The sequence below is a fragment of the Aquimarina rubra genome (assembly GCF_042684305.1).
In the GTDB taxonomy this organism is placed as follows: domain Bacteria; phylum Bacteroidota; class Bacteroidia; order Flavobacteriales; family Flavobacteriaceae; genus Aquimarina; species Aquimarina rubra.
The window spans coordinates 213,595-239,517 of record NZ_JBHULE010000008.1 but is presented as its reverse complement, the minus strand read 5'-3'; the positions used below and the strand labels follow the sequence as shown (position 1 = coordinate 239,517).

Genomic DNA, 25,923 nt, shown 5'->3' with positions numbered 1-25,923 from the left:
AATCTAGTAAAATCTTGGAGATGTATATTTATTACCGAATTTGAGTAAATCGAAGTTATAGAGTAAAATAACTTCATGACTCCCATTATTATAACCGCTTAGTTCGCTCGTACTAAAATCATATGAATACCCTACTTTAAGATTTTTTGTGATGTTAAACCCTGCTAATGCAATAAATGCATCTTCATAGCGATACGAAACTCCTAACTCGAATCTATTATAAATCAGAGAGTTTAAAGAAACATCAAATGTTAAAGGAGAATCCAATACTTGTTTGATCACCATAGAGGGTTTTAATTTAACTTCATCCACCACATCAAATACAAAACCAGTTACTGCATACAAATGTGTTTTTGACTGCGAGACTCCAATTCCATTGATATCAACATCATTTGGTAATAAATTAGGAGACGAAATACCCGCATAAAAATTATTAGAAAATAAGAAAAGACCAGCTCCAAGGTTAAGCTGTAATGAGGAATTATTGTCTGCAAAAGCAGGATCATCTGCCACATCAGAACCAGAAGCATCTAATTTAAAACTATTAATACCGGCTTTTAATCCATATGAAAGTTTAAAACGATCCGAAATACGAGTAATGTATGCAAAATCTATATTGAAAAAATTGTTATTAGTTCGAATTGCTTCACCAATTTGATCATTTACGTAATTAACACTTAACTCAATCTTTTCATTCAATGGGATATTTCCGAAAACATTTGCTGTTTCCGGTGAACCGTTAATCCCGGTCCATTGTTTTCTATATAGTAAACCAGTAGAGATCAACCCTGGTTGATTTGTTACATAAGCAGGGTTAACCGTGCTCATATTATACATATATTGAGAATATTGTGGTTCCTGCTGTGCATACAATACCGAGCAGAAAACTATCGCTATACCAAAAATAAATCGTGATTTCATTGTTTATCTGCTTAGGTAAAAACTTCCTTGAATTGGAAAATTGTTTTCAAAATTGGGAGTAAAAATATAAAAGTAGGTGCCTGAAGGCAGGTCATCCCCTAATCGCAAGGAAACATTGCTCTCTCCTCTAAATGGTTCGGTATTGCGATTACCTTCATAAACTGCAGCTCCGTATCTGTTATAAATTTTTAAATCAAAATCCGGAAAAGCTACGGGAATATTAAACTCACCTTCTATAAACAAGTCAAAAGTATCATTTTGGTTATTTCCATCCGGTGATACTCCATCCTGAAAATCCAATGTACATAAGTCTCCATTAGAAAATCGCTCTCCCATATTCAATATATTAATATTGACGGTTACTCTCTCGGATTCGCAATTATCAGCATCTACAGTTGCTATATAAAATACTTGATTATCAAATAATAATGGATTATCAATTATTGGCATATCGCTTTCCAGAGTCGGATACCAATTATAATTTAACACATCCACTTCTATATCATCTAATCTTTTTGCATCGAGAATACAAAACTCCTGATCCGGTACGTTGGGCTCCGGTAAATCTATAATTTGTACTTCTACATTTAGTGACGATTCATCACAAGGAGCTGTATTTGGTATTACATATCTAAAATTATATATTTTGTTGATTTCGTTATCGGGATTAGGCAATAAATCAAACTCCACAACTCCTTCTGGTGTTAGTGCTCCAGTGTTTTCTATATCCTGAAAACTTCCCGTTCTTGGCGTATCATTATCTAATATTGTAAATAAGTTGACCCGCCCGTCTATCTCACAAAAAGAATCACTTCTATCATTACCTATCTGTACAGGGTCAACTATTTCAATAGTCACAGTTGCCTGATCAGTTCCTGAACAACCCGCATTTCCTGTAACGGTATATACATAATCACCAGGCCCTAGAATTGGCAATGCCGTATCAAAAGCGTCGAAAACACCTAAATGATCAGGTGAAGTATACCCAAAAGGACCTGTCCAAATTCCGGTAGTATCTGGATTACCTTGCAAAAGATCAAACAGAGTAACAGTTAAATTATCTGAACATAATGTAGTGGTAGTTCCGGTTCCTGCTCCGGCGTTTGCCTCAGTAAAAACTGTGAATGAGAGTACAGCCTCATCTCTACAACCATTATCACTAATAGTTGAATATGTAAACGTAAAAGTTTGAGTGCCCGTAATCTCTGGGATGTCAAAAATATTTTCTACTATATTCCCATTACTGTCTGTCCAAACACCCTCTGTATCCACGATGTTTCCGTTTGTATTTAACAAGCTTCGTAGATCAACTGAATCTTGTGTTTCACAAAAATTTAATCCTGTTGTATCTTCTCCTGCATAATCTTCTTCGTATATCACAATTGTTACGTCAGTAAACATTTCTTCACATGGATGTTCTATATCAATTTCTGGCTCACAAAAATTTGGTGATAGACGTATTTCTGGACTAACATTAGCACAAAGTTTTTTTGGATCCACAGTATATCTAAAAATATAGGTTCCTGATGGTGCCCCTTGTAAATTAACAATCCCTCGATGGCGCTCATCAATTGGTGTAATATCCAAGTCCGCAAGATTAGCGGCTAACCGAAGATCCGATGGCCCACTCACCAAACTCCACTTAATAAAGTCATTAGGAATACTTCCATCAGGATAATCATACAAAACTCCATTTTCTTCGGTAAACTCAAGAAAATCATAAAGGTCAGTCGTAGGTGTTGCAATATCATCAGAACAAAACTCAGCAGGAGCATCAGACTGTCTAAAAGGTCTCAATTGTTCATAAAATGTAAACGAAACCTCTGTACTAACATCTGAACAAGCAACAGATCGTTGATCAACATTATATCTAAAACTATATTCCTGACAACCAAATCTCGGGTTGGTGGCTAACAGATTATCATATAACATTCTTAAATTAATCGATGAATCATCTGGATTAGTAATTTGCCCATCATCATCTATCGACCAAACACCTTCTTCATCTTCGGCTATTAAAAATCTATCATCTCGTAAATCAATATCTACATCAAAATCTCCACTGATTAATTCTCCTTCACAAATATTAAAACTAGAACCAAATCCGGAAGAAACTTGCCTTACAACAGAAACTTTAACATTGGTTATAGCAGAGCTATTACAAAAAGGGTCTAAACCTGGAACGGTATAAGTAAATTCAAATTCTTCCTGATCGACCAAATCTCCACCTGGGATATATGCAACTGTAGTTCCAAAATTAGAATTTACTAACCTTACTATTTTATCTGGATCTCCAACATAATTCCATTCTCCATTAAGATGCGGTGACGGTACTCCTTCTAATGAGGTTAAAGCGCTAAATAAGTTAATATCGAATAATATCTCTGGCGCACAAGGATCCGCTACATCACATACTTCCACATTAACCTCATTAGGACCAGCTGGTGGCAGCGCTTCTCCTGAATAAGGACCAAGTACTAAATTAATAATAGCAGACTGATTATCTGTACAATTGGCATTTCTAAGAATGAATACATAATCATTCTCTTCTTCTGAGGCATTATCTAAATCCCATAATCTTAGATTCCCAGTACCCGAATCTAAAGCAAAATTAAATCCGGGATCGAACCAAGTATCTCCAGGTTGTGGAGCAATCCCTGTTTCGGTATACAAATTAACAATTCCATCCGGGTCACCATCATTATCAAAATCGATGGTTTCCATATCACATATTGATATGGTTTGGGTTTGGTTACATTGAGCTATCGCTGCGCCAAAGCTTCCAAATACTATCAATAAAATAAATAGTAATTTTGTTTTATATGTTTTCAAAATTTATTGGTTTATATGTAAGTGTCGTAATGCTGGTATTTGTTACCATCAAAAAGCAAAAAAACACAACATAGAATATATAAAAGTCGGCAAAACTATAAAAAAATGTTAAATGAACCGCATAAATCAATAAAAAACATAATTAATCCACAGCGTACTTATGTATTTATTCTCTTGATTTTAAAACTTCTACAATATCATTGAGCTTATACCCTTTTGCCTGGAGCAAGATCAAATAATGAAAAAGCAGATCTGCACTTTCGTCTAAGAACAATTTTTCGTTATCATCTTTAGCCTCTATAACCACTTCTACAGCTTCTTCTCCAACCTTTTGAGCTACTTTATTAATTCCTTTTCTAAACAATGAAGCCACATAGGACTTTTCATCATCTTGATTTTCCTTTCTATTTTGTATCGTGTTTTCCAGTTTCGTAAGAAAACCAAAAGACTGTTCGTTACTTTCGTTCCAGCAGGTATCTGACCCTTTATGACAAGTCGGACCGACAGGATCAACTGTTATCAGCAACGTATCTTTATCACAATCATTCTTAATCTCTACTAGGTTTAGGAAATTTCCACTCTCCTCACCTTTTGTCCACAACCTGTTTTTGGTTCTACTAAAAAAGGTAACCTTTTTTGTATCTAACGTTTTCTGATAGGCATCTGCATTCATATATCCCAGCATCAAAACGTTTTTGGTAGTTGCATCTTGAATAATTGCAGGAACAAGTCCGTCGTTGTTTTTATTAAAATTTATTTCCATTATTCTATTACTAGCTTTTAGATTCCAGCCTCCGCTTGAAAGACAAATCGTTTATAATCTTACCGGAATGTCGTTTGATCGTAATTCCTTTTTTAAATCTTTTATTTCTATTTCTTTGAAATGAAAAACACTCGCCGCAAGAGCCGCATCTGCTTTACCTTCTTTAAAGGTGTCTACAAAGTGTTGGATATTTCCTGCACCACCAGAAGCTATTATCGGAATATTCAACTCATTTGATAACTTAGCTAGTGCTTTATTTGCAAAACCATCTTTAGTACCATCATTATCCATAGAGGTAAACAATATTTCTCCAGCCCCTCTTTCTTCTACTTCTTTTGCCCAATCAAACAAATCAAGCTCTGTTGGCACTTTTCCTCCTACTAAATGTACTTTCCACTCTCCATCAATCTGTTTAGCATCTATAGCAACAGTAATACATTGACTTCCGAATTTACCAGCTAGATCATTTATAAGTTGTGGGTTTTTCACAGCAGATGAATTTACAGATACCTTATCTGCTCCATTCTGAAGTAAAATATCAACATCTTCGATAGATGAAATCCCACCACCAACAGTAAAAGGTATATTTACTTTTTCTGCAACGTGCAATACTAAGTTCGCTAATGTTTTTCGTCTTTCTTCGGTGGCAGAGATATCTAAAAACACTAATTCATCAGCTCCTGCTTTAGAATAGGCATCAGCTAACTCTACAGGATCACCTGCATCCCTTAAATCAACAAAATTAACTCCCTTTACGGTACGCCCATTTTTGATATCTAAACAAGGTATAATTCTTTTTGTCAGCATTTCTTTGTTAATAGTTTATGGTTATTAGTCGTTGGTTTATTGTTTATGTAATTATACTATTTGACAACCACTAATTACTTATTCATTTTTAATATTAAGGTCTATACCATCATAAAAACCTAAATCTTTGTTTTTCAATTGTTTTGTCGCAAAAGCTATCTGTCCCGTATGATATGATAAATGTTCTGTTACATGAATCGCGATGCCTATTCCGGAAAAAGTAAACCCTTGTACTTCTCTTTTTCTCATTAATTCTGAAGTCGCGCAGTCTGATAGGATTCTTTTAGCTTCTTCCACAGTATTTTTAAGTTTTGTCAATAATTGTTCTTTATTGAATCCATCTTTAGCTTCAAACTCTACATCACGATTCCGTTTATCTTCTAAGTTTCCAAGAGAAGCTATAGCATACTGTGTAATATTACCACAAAGGTGCAATATCAAATTACCAATACTATTGGACGACTCATTAAATCGTTTCCAGGTATCATCTTCAGACAGTTGTTCCAGACTGATAGAAACCATCCTGATACTTTCATCTAATCTGTAGATGATTTGTTCCTTGAACTCTTTAACTATTTCTTCATTCATCATTTTAAAGTATTAGATCCCGCTCTGCAGCGGTATTAGTTCAGCTTACAATTTTGAATCCGTTCTTGAATTCCTTAAAATTCAGTTTCACTAATATAATTTTCTAATTGTTTTAAACTGATTCGGTTTTCATAAATTGCTTTTCCGATAATTGTTCCTTCACAACCAATCTCAGCCAATTTTGGTAATTCATCAAAAGTTGAAATGCCTCCAGAAGCAATTAGTTTTATATCTTTTATTTCTTTCAACATTTTTTTATACAGCTCAAACGAAGGTCCTTCTAACATTCCGTCTTTACTGATATCGGTACAGATTACGTATGAAATTCCTTCTTTCTGGTATTCTTTAACAAAAGGAATCAACTCTTTATCGCTTTCTTCTAACCAACCACTGACAGCAATCTTTTCATTTTGTGCATCTGCTCCCAAAATAATCTTATCGTTACCAAACTTTGATAACCAAGATTTAAAAATATCAGGATTCTTTACAGCAATACTACCACCAGTTATTTGATTTGCTCCACTATCGAAAGCTATTTTTAGATCTTCATCTGTTTTTAAACCACCTCCAAAATCAATTTTTAAACTTGTTTTAGACGCTATTTGTTCTAATATCTTATGGTTTACAATATGTTTGGACTTTGCTCCATCTAAATCTACCAAATGCAGATATTGAATTCCGTGTGCTTCAAACTCCTTGGCAACTTCTAAAGGGTTTTCATTATATATTTTCTTAGTATCATAATCTCCTTTGGAGAGGCGAACGCATTTTCCGTCTATGATATCTATTGCTGGTATTATTCTCATGTATTAAATACGAAATTTAGAAAGTTGAAATACGAAATATTTTAACTCGGTTTATTTTTTGCTGTTTTAATTGACGCTACAATAATTCTTAATAATTCATCGGATTCTTTCCAAAGGCGATTTGCTTCACTAGTATCATCGTTCATAATTTCTATTAATATTTCTAACCAAAAACAGGATTCATCAGCTTCTTCCTCCACAATCTTTAGCTTATTTATAAAATCAGCAGTTGATTTTGGCCTTTGTGATGCTCTCCAATTGGCTCCCACAGAACTTGAACTCTTTAGCAACTGAAATACTAAATTATTATACTCTCTAGTTTTTGGCAATTGAGAACATAATTTCCAACAATCAATTGTAAATTGCTTAGTTCTTAGCTTCATATCTTTCATAATTTTCTAAATTTCGTTTTTCTAATTTCCGATTTCTAAAAAATTCTTTAGAATTTTCTCTCCTACTGTGCTACTCTTTTCAGGGTGAAACTGAGTTCCATAGAAATTATCTTTTTGCAAGGCTGTGCTATAAGTAACTCCATAAGTTGATTGCGCAATAGTTTCTTCCATTACGGGTGCGTAATAGCTATGTACTAAATAGATATATTCTTTTTCTTTTACCCCTTGAAACAATGGAGACTTTAATGACTCAATCTGATTCCATCCTATTTGCGGGACTTTTACACCGTGATTAAATCGAACTACATCAGTATGAAAAATCCCTAATCCTTCAGTATCTCCTTCTTCTGTGTAGCTACACATCAACTGCATCCCTAAACAAATTCCTAAAACAGGTTGCTTTAATTGAGGTACTAATGTATCTAAACCTGAGGCTCTGAGTTTTTTCATAGCACTACTTGCCTCACCAACACCAGGAAAAATAACTTTATCTGCAGCTTTGATTTCCTCAGGATCATCGCTTAAAATCGCTTCATACCCTAATCGTCGAATTGCGAATTTGATGGATTGTATATTTCCTGCCCCGTAATTTATGATTACTATTTTCAATTTGATTTTAGGTTTGTGATTTCAGATTTACGAGATCTTAATTCGTAATTCGTCTATCTTAATTCGTAATTAACTAAAGCATTCCTTTCGTACTTGGTAAAAACATTTTATTAGCATCTCTCTTCACTGCCATCTTCATAGCTTTAGCAAACGCTTTAAAGATACCTTCTATTTTATGATGCTCGTTATCTCCTTCTGCTTTAATATTTAAATTACACTTAGCTCCATCTGTAAATGATTTAAAAAGGTGGAAAAACATTTCTGTTGGCATATCGCCTATTTTCTCCCGTTTAAAATCGGCATCCCAAACCAACCATGGACGACCTCCAAAATCAACTGCAGCCTGTGCTAAGCAATCATCCATAGGCAAACAAAAGCCATAGCGTTCGATTCCTAATTTATTACCCAAGGTTTTATGAAACAATTCTCCCAATGCAATCATTGTATCTTCTATTGTATGATGCTCATCCACGTGTAAATCTCCATCCACTTGAACAGTTAAATCCATTGCACCATGACGCCCGATCTGATCTAACATATGATCAAAAAAATGTAACCCTGTAGAGATATCATTTTTACCAGAACCATCTAGATTAAGTTTAATAAAGATCTTAGTTTCGTTTGTATTTCTAGTAATTTCAGCTACTCGATCTTCCAATTTTAAAAATTCATAAATCTCTTTCCAATCTGTAGATCTTAATGCGATACTCTCAGCGATAGCATTTGTATCAGTCTCTATTTCATCTGCTCCCAGTTGTGGATTTTCATACAAAAAGATCCCTTTAGCACCAAGGTTTTTTGCCAATTCCATATCCGTTATTCGATCGCCTAAAACAAATGAGTTTTCCAGATCATACTTTTCTTTATCAAAATACTGAGTTAACAAACCGGTTCTAGGTTTTCGAGTATTTGCATTTTCGTGTGGAAATGTTTTATCAATATGAACCGCATTAAATACTACTCCTTCTCTTTCGAATGCAGTCATTATTTTATTATGAGCTGGCCAAAACGTATCTTCCGGAAAGGAATCTGTTCCTAATCCATCTTGATTAGTGACCATTACCAATTCATAATCTAATTCATTAGCGATTTTAGCCATATACTGAAAGACCTTTGGATAAAACTCCAGTTTTTCTAAACTGTCCAATTGATAATCTACGGGAGGTTCCAAAACCAAAGTACCGTCTCGATCTATAAATAATACTTTCTTTTTCATAAGCCCTTACCCTAATCCTCCATTACAAACAGAAGAAATAAGGATTTTTTTATAATTCTTTTAAAGCTTTTATTAATTCGTTATTTTCAATTTCTGTTCCTACGGTAAGTCGCAAAGTGTTTTCACAAAGCGGTTGTGTTGTTCTGTTACGTATAACAATACCTTTCTTTAATAATTGATCGTATCTCAAATTGGCGTTATCTACTTTTACTAAAATAAAATTCGCATCCGTTGGATATATTTTTTCAATAAAATCAATCTCAGACAATACAGTCGTAAGTTTTTTTCTTTCTTTTAAAATATTAGCCACCTCTTCTTTTACCTGATCTACATTTTTTACTCTTTCTAATGCTCTTTGTTGGGTAAGCTCATTAACGTTATACGGAGGTTTAATTTTGTTCAGGATCGCGATGATATCTTCTGAAGCATAACATAATCCTAACCTGATACCAGCCATACCATATGCTTTAGACAATGTTTGTGTGATGATCAGATTTGGATACGTTTCGATTTTGTTAATCCAACTTTCTTTTGATGAAAAATCAATATAAGCTTCATCGATAACAACCAACCCTTGAAAATTTTCTAGAATTTTGATAATACTATCTTCTGAAAAAGAATTGCCGGTTGGGTTATTAGGAGAACACAAGAAGATAATTTTGGTAGTGGCATCCACAGCTTCTAAAATCTCGGATACATTTGGCTCAAAATTTTGGGTTAGCAACACTTCTTTTTCCTCAATGTTATTAATGTTTGCTAATACCTTGTACATTCCATAAGTTGGCGGCAATGTAATAATATTATCTACATTTGGTTCGCAAAAAGCTCTAAACAAAAGATCTAATACTTCATCACTTCCATTTCCTAAAAGTATATTTTGTGGCGAAACTCCTTTTTGACTTACCAACACAGACTTTAAACTGCGCTGTTGCGGATCAGGATATCTATTTACCCCGTTGTCATAAGGATTTTCGTTAGCATCCAGAAAAATCATTTCGGAGCCATCAGAAACGTATTCATCCCGTGCTGAAGAATACGGTTCTAATCCTTTTACGTTTTCACGTGTTATTTTATCTATGTTGAATTGTATTTTGTTCATTTTCTATTATCATCCTGAACTTGTTTCAGGATATCATATTTAATTCTATAAATTTAATTTAACAAGTTTATGCCGAAAACTTTATCTAGTATAATCCCTATAATTACTATAGACAGAATAAATATTATAAATGTAATTATTAAGATTAATAAGAATTTTATAAATTTCCATAAGGTTCTACCTAATGAAAGATTACATAACCTTTTATAAGTAAATGAATAATAAAAAATTGCAATTAAAACATTTGACGTAAATATGTACGGGTGAATCATTAATGCGATTATAAACAAAAAAGTAATTGTCATCATTGATAATCCTTGTACATAACAGTTAATTACCAAATGCTCTGCAAAGTTGTATTTCTTTCTTCCAAAAACTAGAAATGCTATAAAAGTATACACCGGCATTAATAGAAAAGCGGAAAGGTTAAAATATTTTAGCAGCATACCTTGCGTCTTTTTCTGACCCTCTATTTGCTCCTGCATAAAGTCTTCAAATGCTTTCTGCTCATTTTCACTTTCTAAATTTTTGAGGGAATCGTTTTTTTCTTTAGCACTATCAAATTGTATTCGGTAAAAACTTTCACCAAACATTCCAGATGAAAACTCGGTATACTTATCTGAAAAAGAATTAAAAACGAGCGTCGCAATAGTAAGACCAATTAAAAGAAACGTAAATGGAGGCATAAACTTCTTTCTGACCCCATCAATGTAATCCTTAGCAACTTTATCTGGTGCTACCGCCATTGTTCTAAAGGTTCTTAAATACGTATTATCCCAACCAAAAACTTTATCTAAGAAATCGAGAAACATTCTTTTAACCGTAAGTCTTTCTGTAACTACTTTTGCACCACAATCTTGGCAGTAAAAAGCTGTTTCTGTTATATTATATTGGCAATTTTTACAACTCATCCTTTCACATTCTATTAATCAAAATATATCGAGTCTTACAAACTATTTAATCTTAAGGTAACCGCATTTTTATGTGCTTGTAATCCTTCTGCTTCTGCCATGATTTCTATAGCATTCCCTATTCTTTTAATTCCTTCTTCTGATATTTTCTGAAATGTCATAGATTTCATAAAACTATCCAAATTTACTCCGCTATATTGTTTAGCATATCCATTAGTTGGTAGTGTATGATTCGTACCTGAGGCATAGTCTCCAGCACTTTCGGGAGTGTAATTACCAATAAATACAGAACCTGCATTCATTATATTATCTATGTAATAATCTTGATTCGCTACACACACAATAAAATGTTCAGGACCGTACTCGTTGATTAACTCCAATGCTTCTTTATCATTTTCGACATAAATCAGTTTAGAATTCGCAATAGCCGCCTCTGCAATTTCTTTTCTTGGTAATACATCACATTGACTCGTTACTTCTTTTTCTACTGCTGAAATAAGTTCTTTTGAAGTAGATACCAGAATCACTTGACTATCTTTACCGTGTTCTGCCTGACTTAGCAGGTCTGAAGCTACAAAAGAAGCATTTGCTGTATCATCTGCAACCACCAATAATTCACTTGGTCCAGCTGGCATATCAATCGCAACTCCAAATTTTGTAGCTAATTGTTTAGCTACTGTTACAAATTGATTTCCTGGACCAAAAATTTTATATACTTGTGGGATAGTTTCTGTCCCAAACGTCATTCCGGCAATCGCCTGGATTCCTCCAACTTTAAAAATTTTAGTTACACCACAAAGATTCGCAGTATATAAAATAGCCGGATTGATTTTTCCTTCTGTATCAGGAGGAGAGCATAGAACTATTTCGGCACAACCAGCAATATTTGCAGGAACTGCCAGCATCAATATCGTAGAAAATAATGGTGCTGTCCCGCCGGGAATATATAATCCTACTTTTTGTATGGGTCTTTTTTCCTGCCAGCAACTCACTCCATTTGTAGTTTCCACAGATATTCTATCGGTTTTTTGCGCAGCATGAAAAGCTTCAATATTGGATTTGGCAAGTACAATAGCTTCTTTAAGCTCCTCACTTACTAATTGCTTAGCCTTATCGATTTCTTCTTCAGAGATTAATATCGAATCTAAGGAAACCTTATCAAATTTCTTTGTATATCGATTAATAGCTTTATTTCCTTCTGCTTTCACTTCTTTAAAAACATCCAACACAGTACCTTCAATATCTGCCACCGTTTGTGTAGGTCGTTTTAGAATTTCTGACCAAGTATTCCTTTCTGGATTGTATATTTTTTTCATAACCCTTCACCCTAACCCTCTCCCTAAGGAGAGGGAACTTAGGTATATATTTTAATTATTCATTAGATCGTAATTCGTATTTCGTATTTCAAAAATCATAATACCATTTTCTCGATTGGGCATACCAAAATACCTTCTGCTCCTTCAGCCTTTAGTTCATCTAGAATATCCCAGAACTTATTCTTTTCTACCACCGTATGGATAGAGCTCCATCCTTTTTCTGCAAGTGGGAGAACAGTTGGGCTTCGCATTCCCGGAAGAATATCCACGATTCGGTCAATTTTATCATTCGGAGCATTGAGCAATACATATTTAGAAGCTCTTGCTTTTAATACTGCTTGTATTCTGAATTGTAATTTTTTCAGGATTGCTTTATTCTCATTGCTAATACCTGGCGAAACTGCCAATACAGCCTCTGAGGTTAGCATTACTTCAACTTCTTTCAGGTTGTTCTTAAATAAAGTGCTACCACTAGATACAATATCACAAATTGCATCAGCTAAACCAATATTTGGTGCAATTTCTACAGATCCTGAAATCTGGTGTAAGTCAGCAGAAATCCCTTTTTCTTTTAGGTATTCATTGACCGTATTCGGATATGAAGTAGCAATTCTTTTTCCATCAAGATCTTTGATAGAATTGTACTCCACATCTTTCGGTACTGCGAGAGATACTTTGCATTTAGAAAAATTCAATCTTTCTGCAATATCGATATCTTTACCTTTTTCTACCAAAACATTCTCTCCAATGATTGCTATATCTACCACACCATCTCTAAGGTATTGAGGAATATCACCATTACGAAGGAACATAACCTCCATAGGAAAATTTCTGGTAGCCGCTTTTAGTTGGTCTTTTCCGTTATCGATTGAAATACCACAATCTTTTAAAATCTGAACAGAATCCTCATTAAGTCTTCCACTCTTTTGAATAGCAATTTTAATTTTTGACATTATCTTTTTTATTGTTGTGTTTGGTCAGTTCAAAACAAGCTTTAAAATAAAAAACCCGTTTGAAAATGCTCAAACGGGTTATTATATATGATTCACTTATACACATATCAACTTACCACGCCTGGGCGGAAATGTAAGAATGATGATGATGTAAAAGAATATTTTTCATTGTCTTTTTAAATACTGTGCGAATTTATAAAAAATATTTTTTTCTGAAATGTATTTCAGCTTAAATTTTTGCTATTCATCTTTTTTCAAGGTATAAATCACTCTATCATAATAATTTAATTAAAACATTTTTATAACTTTAAGAGAACAACACTAATCATCAACATATGAAAAATTTAATTTCGTTCCTTATTTTTATCTTATTCGCCTTGCTGGGAATGTGGTGGTACTACTCCTGCAATTGGTGTCTTGGAGATAGAAATGAGGGATCTTCTGTTATGGAAGAATCTATTGACCCCGAAACCGAGGCAAAAGCCAAAAAGGCTTACGAAGATAGTCTCGCGTTAGCTCATGGCTTTTATGCTAAGGACGTCCAAAACGCAGATGTGTTTCGATATCCAGAAAATCTCAGAATCAATATTATCAACGGCGACATTTATATTCCAAATGGTATTCAAGGTTTTGAAACTAAGATAGCAAGCTATCTTGGCCAAAATCAGGATCAGGAATTAGTAGTGTACGGATATGAAACATCTTCTGAAAAAACAGATCAAAAAGAACTTGGGCTTTCTAGGGCGAATTACTTAAAGGATTTATTAGTAAAAGCTGGTGTCAATGGCGATCGCATAGTAACCAAAGCGAAATTATATACTTATGAATACGATAATGATGGAAATTACAATGGAGGTGTTCTTCTGAATTTTGCCAAAATAGATGAATCCAGATTAAAAGAAGTCGAAAAAGGAATAGCAAATAAAACTTTATACTCCGATTTCGGATCTAAAGACTTCAAACCCGATGCTACGTTAAAAAATTATGCATTAGAACTCAAAAACTATCTGACTAAATATCCTGACAAGAAAGTGCTTATAACGGGACATACGGATAATGTTGGTGATGACGCGGCCAATCAATCTGTTGGGCTACAAAGAGCGGAAAATGTTAAAAACTATTTATCTTCTCAAGGTATTGCTTTGCAAAAACTAACTGCAGAATCAAAAGGAGAATCAAGCCCGGTTGCTCCAAATGATACCGAAGAAAACAGGGCAAAAAACAGAAGAATAGAAATAATTGTAAACTAAATAACTACAACTATGTTAGATTTTTTAAACGAAGCAAATTGGTGGTGCCTTCTATTATTATTATTAATTGCATTCTTATTAGGATGGTTTTTATCTAGATGGAGCCTTAAAAATAAATATCAAGAAAAATTAGATCAATGCCTGAGAGAAAAGGAAAAACTAAGAAACGGTAAGTTTCAGAAGGCAAATACCACATTTACCACAACAGTTCCGATTGACACCAACGATACGGCAAAAGCTATTACGTCCGGTGATACGGAAACAAAACCTGAAGGTGATGATGAAAAACCTAAATTAAATTTTGAAAGTTTTGGAAAAGCAGATGCATCCCAAAAGGATGATCTTAAACTTATTAGTGGTGTTGGACCTTTTATCGAAAAGAAGTTAAACAGTATTGGTATATATACTTTTGATCAAATAAGCAGGTTCACAAAAGAGGATATAGATACCGTAACCGACTTGATACAGTTCTTTCCTGGTCGTATTGAGCGTGATAACTGGACCGCCCAGGCAGAAAAACTGAAAAACAAATAATAGTAACACTAACTTTTAAAACAGCCTTTATGAAGTGTATTTATAAAGGCTATTTTTTTGATCTAGATAGATAACAAAAAAGTATTAGATTTACGAAATCTAACTAATTTCTGTTTTATGTCATTATCTACCTTAGATTGGATCATTATTATCTCCTTTTTTATAATTTTTGCAATTATTGGAATTGCCGTTTCTAAAAAATCCGGTAAAAATGCTAAAGAATTCTTTCTTTCAGGAAGAAATATGCCTTGGTGGCTACTTGGGATTTCTATGGTAGCGACCACATTTTCTGCAGACACACCTAATCTGGTAACAGACATCGTAAGACAGAATGGAATTTCCGGTAATTGGGTTTGGTGGGCTTTCTTACTTACCGGTATGCTTACTGTTTTTGTCTATGCAAAATTATGGAGAAGATCAGAAGTGTTGACAGATCTGGAATTTTATGAGATCAGATATAGTGGTAAAGCAGCAGCTTTTCTTAGAGGATTTAGAGCTATTTACCTCGGAGTGTTTTTTAATGTAATGATTATGGCTTCTGTTTGTTTGGCGGCGATTAAAATTGGAGGTATACTTTTTGGATTGCCTCCGTTACAATGTGTTTTATATGCTTCTATTATTACTGTTATTTATAGCGCTTTAGGAGGATTACGTGGTGTTATATTTACTGATTTTTTACAATTTATTGTTGCGATGGTCGGTTCCATAGCGGCCGCTTATTATTTAATTAATCTTCCTGAAGTTGGCGGGCTATCAAATCTACTAGAACACGCGAATGTTAGTGACAAACTTAATTTTTTACCTGATTTTAGTGATACTAAAACTCTAATTCCTTTATTGGTAATACCACTAGCTGTTCAATGGTGGAGTGTTTGGTATCCCGGAGCAGAACCTGGAGGTGGTGGATATATCGCACAACGAATGCTTTCTGCAAAAGATGAAAAAAACGCGATAGGAGCTACACTTTTATTTAATATTGCACACTATGCTTTGAGACCTTGGCCCTGGATATTAATTGCACTAATTTCTTTGGTAGTTTTTCCGGAGTTAGGAGCTATCCAAAAGGCATTTCCAAACGTTGATCCAAGTATTGTAGGTCACGACTTAGCATATCCTGCCATGCTCACGAAACTACCTAGTGGTTTATTAGGCCTTGTTGCAGCATCATTAGTAGCGGCATTTATGAGTACCATTTCTACTCATTTAAATTGGGGATCATCTTATATTGCAATTGATTTTTATAAACGATTTATTGCTCCAGAAGCAAGCGAAAAAAAATTGGTGAATATTGGCCGTTTAAGCACAGTAGGATTAATGTTTTTTGCTGCTTTACTGGCATTGGCTTTGGAAAGCGCATTAAGCACGTTTAATATTCTTTTACAAATCGGAGCAGGAACAGGGTTAATTTTTATTCTGAGATGGTTTTGGTGGCGTATCAATGCTTATAGCGAAATTACAGGTATGATTGTTTCTTTTGTGATTGCGCTTTGGTTTGAATTTGCCCACGAATCCGTTTTTGGTTCGCGGTTAGAAGGATATCAAGAATTAGTAATCGGTGTAATCTTTACAACGATTAGTTGGATTTCTGCTACATTAATCACCAAACCAACGAATGACGATACGCTAAGCAAGTTTTATAATAAAGTAAAACCATATGGTATTGGCTGGAATGGTTTTAAATCCAAACTAGAACAAACTAATATTACATTGGATAAAAGCACGGATAAATTCACCGTTGATCTGGCTTCTATGCTTCTAGGAGTATTGTTAGTCTATTGTGCATTATTTGCAACAGGATATTTTATATACGGAAATATTACTGGCGCATTGATTCTTTCTGCGGTTACTATTACTGCTGTATTAATTTTAATGAGAATTAGAAGAAAGTAAGTATTCATCAAATGATAGGTTTGTCTTTCTTACCTTTTGTAGACTAATCACCTTTTTTATTATTCACCAAGGTATCAAATAACCTATCTATTTGTAAAGGTTTCCATAAAAAACCATCAAAATAGGCTAAGTAATCATCGTTGTTAACCGCAGTTACATCTGCCGTAAGAGCATATATAGGTGTATGTTGATTCTCATTTACAGAACCTCTAATTTGTTTAGCAGCATCAAAACCATTTAATTCCGGCATATGAATATCCATTAAAATAAAGTCAACTTTTTCCTTTTTTGCAATCTCTATAGCATCTTGTCCATTTTTTACTCGGTTTATTTTAACACCCCATTTTTTAAGTAACTGCCCCATTACCAAAGCATTTACCTCATTATCTTCTGCAAGGATTGCCGTTTTACCCTTTAGTTGATTTGTTTGCTTTTGATCGATCTGAACAATTGCTTTTGAACGTTGTAATACTAACTCAAATTGGAAGGTTGAACCTATTCCTTTTTCACTGGTTAACAATACACTGCTACCATATAATTCGACAATTTTCTTAACAATAGCAAGACCTAAACCTGTACCTCCATTATTTCTTGTTGAAATCGTTGAAGGTATGTAAAAACTATCAAAGAGTCTGGCTTGTTCCTGTTTAGCTATTCCAACACCAGTATCTTTTATACTAAAAGATATTGTATCCTTATTTCCTATTGAAGATATTAACTCAATATCAATACATACAAATCCCTTATTCGTATATTTTATCGCATTACTTACGAGATTTCCCAAAATTTGAAATAGCTTCGTTTCATCAAGCATATAGAATTTACTCAAAGCCACATCGATTTGAATGTTTAACTCAATGCCTTTTTCAAGAGCCATTCCTAAATAAGTTTCTCGAATGTTATTAATGAGCTCTTCGAAATTAGTAGAATGCATTTCTAATTCCATTTTGTCAGAATCCAGTTTAGAAAAGTCTAAAATATCATTGATAATACGCATTAAATTCTTTGATGAAAATTGTAACGATGTTAGCAGTTTTTGTTCATCTGCATCTGCTCTTTCTTTAAGCATTGAAATAATACTAGTTACGGCATTTAGCGGTGTTCTTATCTCGTGACTCATAGCAGAAAGAAATGATTGTCTCATATTTGCTGTTTCTTCTGCTTGTTTTTTCTTTATAACGATTGCTTCTTTTTCTCGTTTCAAGTTTTCTTCTTGTTGCTGATATTTCATTTTAGAAATACGCTCATAATTCTCAATAACCTTTACTGTCTGAGAATTGACAGAGGCATCTTTTTCTATTAAATAGCTTTCGAGGTATTTTAAGGCTTTTTTGTGGTTGTTTTCTTTACTATATATTTCATAAAGAAGATGGCTAGCTTTAAACTTTGTTCTAGACAGGTTATATCTTTCACCAAAAGCTACTACCTCTTTCAGTATGATCTTCGCTTTCTCTTTCTCTCCTATTTCCAGATATAATTGAGCCAATTTATGTTTGGTCATTCCTATACCAAAAACATCATTGTATTTTTCGTGAATACTCAATGCTGTAAGATAATCAGCACTGGCCTCGTCATACTTTTTATTATAGCTGTATACTTTACCACGACCATAAATGGCAAATGCGAGTCCTCTATCATCTTTTGTTTCCTGCTTAAGCGCTATTGATTTTTTTATAATCTCCATCGCTTCTCCAGGCTTACCTTTTTTAAGTAAAATCCCGGACATAGGGTTATACACGTTTGACTCCAGGTTTTTATTTTGACATTTTTTTGCCGTTTCAATTGCTATTCTGTATGCTTCAGAAGCATTGTTTTCATCACCTAAAATTTCATAAATAGTACCCAATGATTTTTGAGTACGTGATTGATTATGCCAATCATCATATTTTTGATAAATAACCAAGGCATCAATAAGATATATCATCCCAAGATGATAATTATTTGTTTTATAATGTATTCCTGCAATACTATATTTAGCATCTGCTACTCCTCTGTCGTCATCTAAAGATTCGAAACATTGAATAGCTCTTTCAGCAAAAGATAAAGCTTCATTACCGTTTCCGCGAATCATGCTATATAGCGAAAGCATGTTTAAACTTTTTCCTATATATTTATTATCAAGTATTTTTTCACTTAACCCTAATGCTTCTGTAGCCAGCTTTACACTATCTTCTAGATTATTAACCCTAAGTTTAAAGGATTGTTCGAGCAAGTAATCGATTTTGGACAAAGTAGTATCCCGTTTGTTCATATAGGGTATTCGTATAATAAAATTATCGCTAAGAATATTCTAAAAAAAGACTAAGTGATTATTAGTGAAGCTAAAAATACATTTTTTTTAAAATTAAGGAGGATAAACCTTTTCTTTTTTATGGTTTAATCAGAACATAACAAGACAGTTAGATATGATTTACATCCTCATATCAGTTATATTGTAAAGGATTTTCAACTATTCATACCTGAAATATATTTAGTTATCACTAAAAGCTATTCTATTCACAATCAGTAGATAAAAACAAAACCATCCTACAAAACATTGCAGGATGGCTACATTAAAAAGTATCGTACTAGATTATTTTTCTATTGGTTTCCTAAAATCAACGGCATTCCGTCTTTTCCTGAACCTACTATAACTACTTTTGCATTAGAAGATTTTGCTAACTCTAAAGTAGCTTGAATTCCTTTTTCCTTAAGAATCTTATCTGTTAAAGAAGCACTAAGAATTTGATTGGCAACTGCTTTACCTTCTGCATCAATCTTTTGTCTCTCTGCCTCTTTTTGTGCTTTGGTCAATTTAAACTCATACTCCAAAGATTCTTGTTCTTGCTTAAGTTTACGTTCAATTGCTTCTTTAATAGTTGGTGGTAAAGTAACATCACGCACCAACACTTCATTTAGTTGTACAAATTGATCTCCCACAATTTTTTTTGTTTCTTCAAAAATCTCTTTCTGAATAACATCTCTTTTACTAGAATACAATTGCTCCGGAGTATATCTACCTACCACACTACGCGCTGCGGATCTAATGGTTGGTAATAATATTCTTTGTACATAATTTTCTCCTTTTTGTTGGTGCAATAATCCTAATTTTTCATACTGGGGTTGAAACCAAGCAGACGCATCCAATTTTATCTCTAGACCATTAGAAGAAAGTACTTGCATTTTTTCAAAAACTTCTTGCTGTCTTACTTCGTACACAATCACTTTATCCCAAGGTAACACTAGATGAAAACCTTCTCCTAGTGGGGGTTCATCAGTTACAACTCCGCCTCCAAACGTTTTATATAATACTCCAGCTTCTCCAGATCCAATTGTGACCGTAGATTTTGAAATAAATACAATTGCAAGTACAACAATAATAAGAATAGGTAACCCTATTTTAGGTAATTTTTCCATGATAAATGTTTAGTTTTTAAATTTTATATAAGCCCATTATATTTTCGCATAAACCACTCCACTGCTAGTAAAAATATGATAATTGCTAAAAGATATTTCCAATCTATTAAAGATACGATATTTTCTTTGCTCTTTTGGATTGGCTGATACCTCTGATCCTCAATGAGATCCTTAACCAGGATATCATTTTGATCCAAAAAATAAGCTTTTCCTTTCGTATTAGTCGCTACTTGTCTAAGTTTTGTTACATCAGCATTCAGTAATTGTTGCTCTACATCATAATCTAAAATACTAAAACTACCGGAGCGTGATATATTTTCTCCCGCTACAGAAACTGTATAATCATAATTACCTGAAGATAGATTACTAAGATCAGCTTCATAAGTATTATTTTTTAATAGCATAGGTATGGTCTGAGAGGTTTCTGAATCTTTATTCCTAACCACTATTTTTAGGCTTCCTCTGCGATCAAATTCATAGTTTTTGGTAAAATACTCAGCTTTAATTTTGATACTGGCGTTACCGTAGTAAAAAGATTCTGATATGGTATTTAATCTACTTTTACGTTTGTTAGAGGCTAAATACTGAAGTAGTTTTCCGAAGAAATCATCAAAACTTTCAAAATTCTTATTGTCTAAATAATTTTGTGCTCTCCAGCGCCAAATACCTTCTCCGAATAATATTGCTTCTCGTATTCCATTCTCTTCAACCGTAGTTAACAGTGGCTCTTCTGTCTTTATATTATCCACATTTCTTTGCAGTAAAACATCAAAGGACGAATTTATCCGTATCTCCCCAAATGTACCGATTAATGGTGGATATCCATCAAAACCTATATCTTCTAACAAAAATGTTCCGTAATTGGAATTAAATCTTGGTAAATAATACTCCGTTTGCCTAGTAATCTCTTGTCGATATTTACTCTGAATTCTATTAAGAAACACCCAATCGGTTTTAGAACCTGTTATCGTAAAGTGATTCTTTCTAGAATTTTTCAACTTTTCATAAACACCACTAAACCGAGCACTAGGTTGGTATAGAATAACAAGTTGGTATTCTTCTATGTCTTTAACCTCTGATGGTTTAGCAATGCTAAGACTTCTTCTTTCATTACTCTCAACACTTTTTCTAATCGCTCCAAGATCCGGATGTAAGATATCACTAACTAATAATATATTGGTTTTTTGATCGATTACTTCTACGGCAAAATCTTTACTGTTATTGATTGTATTTTTTTCTCCTTCTAAGGGAACTAATTTTGCACTATACTTTAGAACACCTGCATTACTTGCTGCTAGTGTAAAGTTGATTACTTTAGAATTATTTTCCTTGGAAAAAGAAACCGGTGCTGAGTATATAGTATTTCGACCTGATTTTATTTCCAACCTTGTGTTAACATCTTTAGTACCGGAATAGGTGAGAATTACTTCTACCGGAAACTTATTTTTAAGATACGCATAACGGTTCACGTTTAGTTGTTGAATTTTAGTATCAGTAACCTTTGTGGTATCTCCGGTTATTATAGGATAAATCTGCTGTTTATAAACATTACTCCTATATTGATAATCTCTACCATACGTTTGATTTCCATCCGTAATCAATATGGTTGGTGCATTGGAATTTTTATAAACCTGATCCAAATTATCCAACACTTTGGAAATGTTAGTTTGTTTTTGATCAAATTTTAGACGTAACGTATCCTTTACATCATCTGAGAAAGAATAATATTTTATATCAAATCGTTCATTAAGATCTTCATTAGTTTGAATCTGGTTTACAAACTGCGATAGTCGCTGATCCTGACCAAGATGTTTTATTGAAGAAGAGTTATCTACTGCAACTACCAAGGAAGGTTTTTCTGAATAATATATATTTTTCTTAAATGTGGGATTAATTAATAAAACTAATAATGCAAATACACTAAGAAAACGCAAAAAAGCGAACAATAGATTCCTTTTGGTCCTATTCTTTGCTTTATACATATATTGAAATAGCGCAATAACTAACGAAATTATTACTGCTGCAATGATCAATCCTATATTTTGTGTCTGCATTCTTGTTAATTACGATGTAAAATATTCAGATTACACTATTGACTTTCCAAATTTTTAAGATCATCAATTACAATCCTGAAAATAATCACATTTAATTAAAAAGGTCTTAAACTTATTAAAAAACTATTCGAAAATCGTTAATCCTAGTTCGAGAATCCAATTTTAGGTAAGCATTCCCCCATCAACATTCAACACCTGTCCGGTTACATATGCACTGAGATCACTTGCTAAAAACAAACAAGCATTGGCTATATCTTCTGGAGATCCGCCACGTTTTAGTGGTATTGCTTTTCTCCATTCATCTACCACTTTCTCATCTAGTTTGCCTGTCATTTCGGTTTCAATAAAGCCAGGAGCAATTACATTACTACGTATGTTTCTAGAGCCCAATTCTAAGGCTACTGATTTAGAAAAACCAATGATACCAGCTTTAGAAGCAGCATAATTTGCCTGACCGGCATTTCCTTTTACTCCAACCACCGAACTCATATTAATGATACTTCCGTTTCGTTGCTTAAGCATCGTTCTTTGTACCGCTTTGGTCATATTGAAAACGCTTTTAAGATTAACTTCGATAACTTTATCAAAATCTTCTTCGCTCATTCTCATCAATAAATTATCTTTAGTGATACCCGCATTATTAACCAGAATATCGATGCTTCCGAAGGTTTCCAAAACGTCCTTTACTAAACTTTCGGATTCTTCAAAACTAGCTGCATTACTTTGATAAGCTTTCGCTTTAACTCCTAAACCATTCAATTCTTTTTCTAAATCTTTTGCCGCATCTACTGAAGAACTGTATGTAAATGCCACATTTGCACCTTGTTTTGCAAAAACCTGTGCTATTCCTTTTCCAATACCACGAGTTGCACCTGTGATAATGGCAGTTTTACCTTGTAAGAGATTCATTCGCTCTATAATATTTTTTTGGTATGACATACCACTTATTTATGGCACGTATGATTTTATGTTTTCAAATATAAGAATTACTAATAGGTCAACAACAATAAACCTTTTGATTTCTGCAAGGTTTTATATACTAGCATCGTATCGATATTATTAGCAAAATCAATTAAAAGTATTTTCACTCCATTAGAAAGCTGAATACGTGATGGTTAATCAAAAAAAACTTTTCTGGAAAGCACAGATCATAACAAAGCCTCGATGATTCTAAATCGAGGCTTTTTTATGACATATCTATTGATCAATAAATTAATGATGAACAATAGCTTCTGACATATATATGGATAGATTCTTTTGAAATTTATGATACCTTTTCATTACTCCGAAAATTTCATCACCAATTTCTTTTGTAAACTGCACTGAGTCTTTTAATAATTCTGATGCCTTACCGATTGTTTTCTTTAATCTGCGTCCGCTGTCATCCAGTTCTAAAAATTCTTTGTGCATATCAGGAGTACAGGGTTCACAACGATAAGAATGTAGCTCAGTAAGCATAGCAGAGAGCTCATTTTTCATGCGGCTCAGTCTCAATGTATGCGTCTGATGGTTTCTAGATTCCTTTGGGGTAGTTTGATTTTTCATAATGGTTTGGTTTTAAAAGTGAGTATCTTAAATTTACCAATAATTAATTACCCATCAAAAAAAACAGCTAATATCCGCACATGTTTTATATTTATGTTAAATATTTAAACGATTCATAAAACATTTGTCATTAAATTATAAATAAAATTCAGAAAACAAAAACAACAAAAACACAAAAAAGGGAAAATACCCTTAAAATATTTACCATATTAAATCGTATTTTATAAAAAAATCAATGGATAGTAGAAAACAATATAACTGGGGCATTATTGGTTGTGGTAAAATTGCACATAAGTTTGCAGAAGATATCAAAACAATCCCAAATGCAACATTATATGCGGTAGCAAGTAGAGATCTAAAAAAAGCCAAAGAATTTGGAAAAACATATAACGTCTATAGCTGTTATGGAAGTTACCAAGAACTTGCAACAAATCCTGATATACATATTATCTACATCGCAACTCCTCACGTTTTTCACTTCGAAAACACGTTACTGTGCCTTAGTCATAAAAAAGCAGTGCTTTGTGAGAAACCTTTTGCCATGAATACAAAACAGGTAGAAGAGATGATTGCTATGGCAAAAAATAATGATATTTTTTTAATGGAAGCTTTATGGACGTATTTCTTGCCTCATTATAAGCACGTTATAAATGTTATAAAATCTAATGAACTTGGCAAAGTAAAAAGCTTGAAAGCCGATTTTGGTTTTGCCAGCACCTACGATCCTGAAAATAGAGTGTTCAACAAAAAACTTGGTGGAGGAAGTTTACTAGACGTAGGAATCTATCCATTATTTGCTGCATTAAGTATATTAGGATATCCTGATAAAATCGAAGCGAATGCTAAATTTAATGAAAGTGGCATCGATGAGAATTGTACTATGTTACTCTTCTATAAGAATAATATTCAAGCATCTTTATACTCTTCGATTACAGAAAAAACAAATATTGAGGCTATTATCGAATTAGAAAAAGGAACCATTATTATTCATAGTCGATTTCACGAACCTTCTTCTGTTACTATCACTAGTGATGGAATTTCAAAATTATATGAATTTCCGGTTACTACCAATGGATATAGTTATGAGGCCATACATGTCCAGGAAATGCTAGCGCAAGGAAATACAGAAAGTACCATAATGACTTTTGACAAAAGTCTACAATTAATTCGTTTACTGGATGCTGTTAGGGATAAGATTGATTTGCATTATGAATAATTAATATCACAAAAACTATATTAAAGTATGAGTCATTTTACAAAATGTAAAATAAAATTTACTTTTAGTAAAAAATTATTTACATTTGATTTATTAATCAAAAATCGAACAAGATGAAATACTTATTATCAAACAAATTTAAAAGGCCTGGCTGGGCATTACTCTTTACTGGTATTATCTCAGGAATATTACTTTCCTTTAATGATTATGAATCCAACCTAATTAAGACCAAAGTGATCTCATTATTCCATTATGATTCTTTCTTTAAGGAAAATAATGGTTTTTTAAGAATCATTGAGAATAGTATTTTAGATGAAATCATAGTGATTCTTATTATCATTGGTGGTCTATTAGTAAGCTTCTCCAAAGAAAAAATTGAAGATGAATTTATTTCAAAAACGCGATTAGATTCTTTGGGATGGGCTGTTGTAGTAAATTATTCTATTTTATTATTTGCTACTATTTTTATATACGATATAAGATATATGCATGTCTTAATTTATAATATGTTCACTCCTCTAATGATATTTATTTTACGATTTAACTATGTAGTTTATAAAAAACCCGATCATGAAGAATAAGATAAAAATTGAAAGAGCCATTCATGATCTTACTCAAGCAGATTTGGCAGAAAAAATTGGCGTAAGCAGACAGACAATTAATGCAATGGAGAAAAACAAATATGTTCCTTCTACTGTGCTATCATTAAAGATTGCTAAACTATTTAATAAACCGGTTGAGGAAATTTTCTTTTTAGAAAAAGATGACTAAACAAAAAAGCGCTCTAAAATGAGAGCGCTTTCAATTTGTGTGAAAAAAAAGAGT

At 33.2% G+C, this 25,923-nt stretch carries 24 protein-coding genes; 6 read left to right on the top strand and 18 right to left on the bottom strand.

The window, feature by feature from the left end; genetic code table 11:
* Positions 1–3: 3 nt before the first annotated feature.
* From ACFSR1_RS05280 to hisG, 13 genes are all read right to left on the bottom strand, one after another.
* The gene (locus ACFSR1_RS05280) at positions 4–921 is read right to left on the bottom strand and encodes a PorP/SprF family type IX secretion system membrane protein (protein WP_378290342.1); all 918 of its coding nucleotides are present in this window, start codon (positions 919–921) and stop codon (positions 4–6) included.
* Between the two features lie 3 nt (positions 922–924).
* Positions 925–3,753 carry a T9SS type B sorting domain-containing protein gene (locus ACFSR1_RS05275; RefSeq protein ID WP_378290340.1) on the bottom strand — a complete coding sequence of 943 codons (2,829 nt, stop codon included), beginning with the start codon at positions 3,751–3,753 and terminating at the stop codon, positions 925–927.
* Positions 3,754–3,919: 166 nt separating this feature from the next.
* Positions 3,920–4,516 carry a bifunctional phosphoribosyl-AMP cyclohydrolase/phosphoribosyl-ATP diphosphatase HisIE gene (hisIE, locus tag ACFSR1_RS05270; protein ID WP_378290338.1) on the bottom strand — a complete coding sequence of 199 codons (597 nt, stop codon included), beginning with the start codon at positions 4,514–4,516 and terminating at the stop codon, positions 3,920–3,922.
* Positions 4,517–4,567: 51 nt separating this feature from the next.
* Positions 4,568–5,323: an imidazole glycerol phosphate synthase subunit HisF gene (hisF, locus tag ACFSR1_RS05265; RefSeq protein WP_378290336.1), complete on the bottom strand. Its 756-nt coding sequence runs from the start codon at positions 5,321–5,323 to the stop codon at positions 4,568–4,570.
* A gap of 78 nt (positions 5,324–5,401) precedes the next feature.
* Entirely contained in the window at positions 5,402–5,911 is a 510-nt protein-coding gene (locus ACFSR1_RS05260) for a DinB family protein (RefSeq protein WP_378290334.1), read from the bottom strand.
* A gap of 74 nt (positions 5,912–5,985) precedes the next feature.
* Entirely contained in the window at positions 5,986–6,717 is a 732-nt protein-coding gene (gene hisA / locus ACFSR1_RS05255) for a 1-(5-phosphoribosyl)-5-[(5-phosphoribosylamino)methylideneamino]imidazole-4-carboxamide isomerase (RefSeq protein ID WP_378290332.1), read from the bottom strand.
* 41 nt (positions 6,718–6,758) lie between these two features.
* Positions 6,759–7,100, bottom strand: a complete 342-nt coding sequence (locus ACFSR1_RS05250) for a four helix bundle protein (RefSeq protein WP_378290330.1) — start codon at positions 7,098–7,100, stop codon at positions 6,759–6,761.
* 30 nt (positions 7,101–7,130) lie between these two features.
* The gene (hisH, locus tag ACFSR1_RS05245; protein WP_378290329.1) at positions 7,131–7,718 is read right to left on the bottom strand and encodes an imidazole glycerol phosphate synthase subunit HisH; all 588 of its coding nucleotides are present in this window, start codon (positions 7,716–7,718) and stop codon (positions 7,131–7,133) included.
* Between the two features lie 73 nt (positions 7,719–7,791).
* On the bottom strand, positions 7,792–8,934 hold the full coding sequence (gene hisB, locus ACFSR1_RS05240; RefSeq protein ID WP_378290327.1) for a bifunctional histidinol-phosphatase/imidazoleglycerol-phosphate dehydratase HisB: 1,143 nt from the start codon (positions 8,932–8,934) through the stop codon (positions 7,792–7,794).
* A 49-nt stretch (positions 8,935–8,983) separates the two neighbouring features.
* Positions 8,984–10,033, bottom strand: a complete 1,050-nt coding sequence (hisC, locus tag ACFSR1_RS05235) for a histidinol-phosphate transaminase (RefSeq protein ID WP_378290325.1) — start codon at positions 10,031–10,033, stop codon at positions 8,984–8,986.
* Positions 10,034–10,086: 53 nt separating this feature from the next.
* Positions 10,087–10,944, bottom strand: coding sequence for a DUF3667 domain-containing protein (locus ACFSR1_RS05230; protein ID WP_378290323.1), 858 nt, complete (start codon positions 10,942–10,944; stop codon positions 10,087–10,089).
* 35 nt (positions 10,945–10,979) lie between these two features.
* Positions 10,980–12,260: a histidinol dehydrogenase gene (gene hisD, locus ACFSR1_RS05225; RefSeq protein ID WP_378290321.1), complete on the bottom strand. Its 1,281-nt coding sequence runs from the start codon at positions 12,258–12,260 to the stop codon at positions 10,980–10,982.
* Between the two features lie 95 nt (positions 12,261–12,355).
* Positions 12,356–13,213 (bottom strand): ATP phosphoribosyltransferase, encoded by an 858-nt coding sequence (hisG, locus tag ACFSR1_RS05220; protein WP_378290319.1) that lies wholly within the window; start codon positions 13,211–13,213, stop codon positions 12,356–12,358.
* A 335-nt stretch (positions 13,214–13,548) separates the two neighbouring features.
* Here hisG and ACFSR1_RS05215 point away from each other — a divergent pair, with 335 nt between their 5' ends.
* The 3 genes from ACFSR1_RS05215 (at position 13,549) to ACFSR1_RS05205 (ending at position 16,887) form a co-directional block, all read left to right on the top strand.
* Entirely contained in the window at positions 13,549–14,463 is a 915-nt protein-coding gene (locus ACFSR1_RS05215; protein WP_378290317.1) for an OmpA family protein, read from the top strand.
* A gap of 12 nt (positions 14,464–14,475) precedes the next feature.
* Positions 14,476–14,997, top strand: coding sequence for a hypothetical protein (locus ACFSR1_RS05210; RefSeq protein WP_378290315.1), 522 nt, complete (start codon positions 14,476–14,478; stop codon positions 14,995–14,997).
* 117 nt (positions 14,998–15,114) lie between these two features.
* Positions 15,115–16,887 (top strand): sodium:solute symporter family protein, encoded by a 1,773-nt coding sequence (locus ACFSR1_RS05205; protein WP_378290313.1) that lies wholly within the window; start codon positions 15,115–15,117, stop codon positions 16,885–16,887.
* A gap of 43 nt (positions 16,888–16,930) precedes the next feature.
* Here the strand turns inward: ACFSR1_RS05205 and ACFSR1_RS05200 are convergent, their stop codons facing one another.
* The 5 genes from ACFSR1_RS05200 to ACFSR1_RS05180 form a co-directional block, all read right to left on the bottom strand.
* Positions 16,931–19,138 carry a tetratricopeptide repeat-containing hybrid sensor histidine kinase/response regulator gene (locus tag ACFSR1_RS05200; RefSeq protein WP_378290311.1) on the bottom strand — a complete coding sequence of 736 codons (2,208 nt, stop codon included), beginning with the start codon at positions 19,136–19,138 and terminating at the stop codon, positions 16,931–16,933.
* A 329-nt stretch (positions 19,139–19,467) separates the two neighbouring features.
* Positions 19,468–20,283 carry a prohibitin family protein gene (locus tag ACFSR1_RS05195; protein ID WP_378290309.1) on the bottom strand — a complete coding sequence of 272 codons (816 nt, stop codon included), beginning with the start codon at positions 20,281–20,283 and terminating at the stop codon, positions 19,468–19,470.
* A gap of 23 nt (positions 20,284–20,306) precedes the next feature.
* The gene (locus ACFSR1_RS05190) at positions 20,307–22,337 is read right to left on the bottom strand and encodes a VWA domain-containing protein (protein WP_378290307.1); all 2,031 of its coding nucleotides are present in this window, start codon (positions 22,335–22,337) and stop codon (positions 20,307–20,309) included.
* A gap of 162 nt (positions 22,338–22,499) precedes the next feature.
* A complete protein-coding gene (fabG, locus tag ACFSR1_RS05185; protein ID WP_378291360.1) occupies positions 22,500–23,246 on the bottom strand; it encodes a 3-oxoacyl-[acyl-carrier-protein] reductase in 747 nt (248 codons plus the stop codon).
* A 303-nt stretch (positions 23,247–23,549) separates the two neighbouring features.
* Positions 23,550–23,816, bottom strand: a complete 267-nt coding sequence (locus tag ACFSR1_RS05180; RefSeq protein ID WP_378290305.1) for a hypothetical protein — start codon at positions 23,814–23,816, stop codon at positions 23,550–23,552.
* A 301-nt stretch (positions 23,817–24,117) separates the two neighbouring features.
* On the opposite strand from ACFSR1_RS05180, the gene ACFSR1_RS05175 reads away from it, so the two are divergent.
* From ACFSR1_RS05175 to ACFSR1_RS05165, 3 genes are all read left to right on the top strand, one after another.
* Positions 24,118–25,098: a Gfo/Idh/MocA family protein gene (locus ACFSR1_RS05175; protein WP_378290303.1), complete on the top strand. Its 981-nt coding sequence runs from the start codon at positions 24,118–24,120 to the stop codon at positions 25,096–25,098.
* A gap of 113 nt (positions 25,099–25,211) precedes the next feature.
* Entirely contained in the window at positions 25,212–25,679 is a 468-nt protein-coding gene (locus ACFSR1_RS05170) for a hypothetical protein (RefSeq protein ID WP_378290301.1), read from the top strand.
* Positions 25,669–25,869 (top strand): helix-turn-helix transcriptional regulator, encoded by a 201-nt coding sequence (locus tag ACFSR1_RS05165; protein ID WP_378290299.1) that lies wholly within the window; start codon positions 25,669–25,671, stop codon positions 25,867–25,869. The genes ACFSR1_RS05170 and ACFSR1_RS05165 overlap by 11 nt, the downstream gene beginning before the upstream one ends.
* Positions 25,870–25,923: the final 54 nt, after the last annotated feature.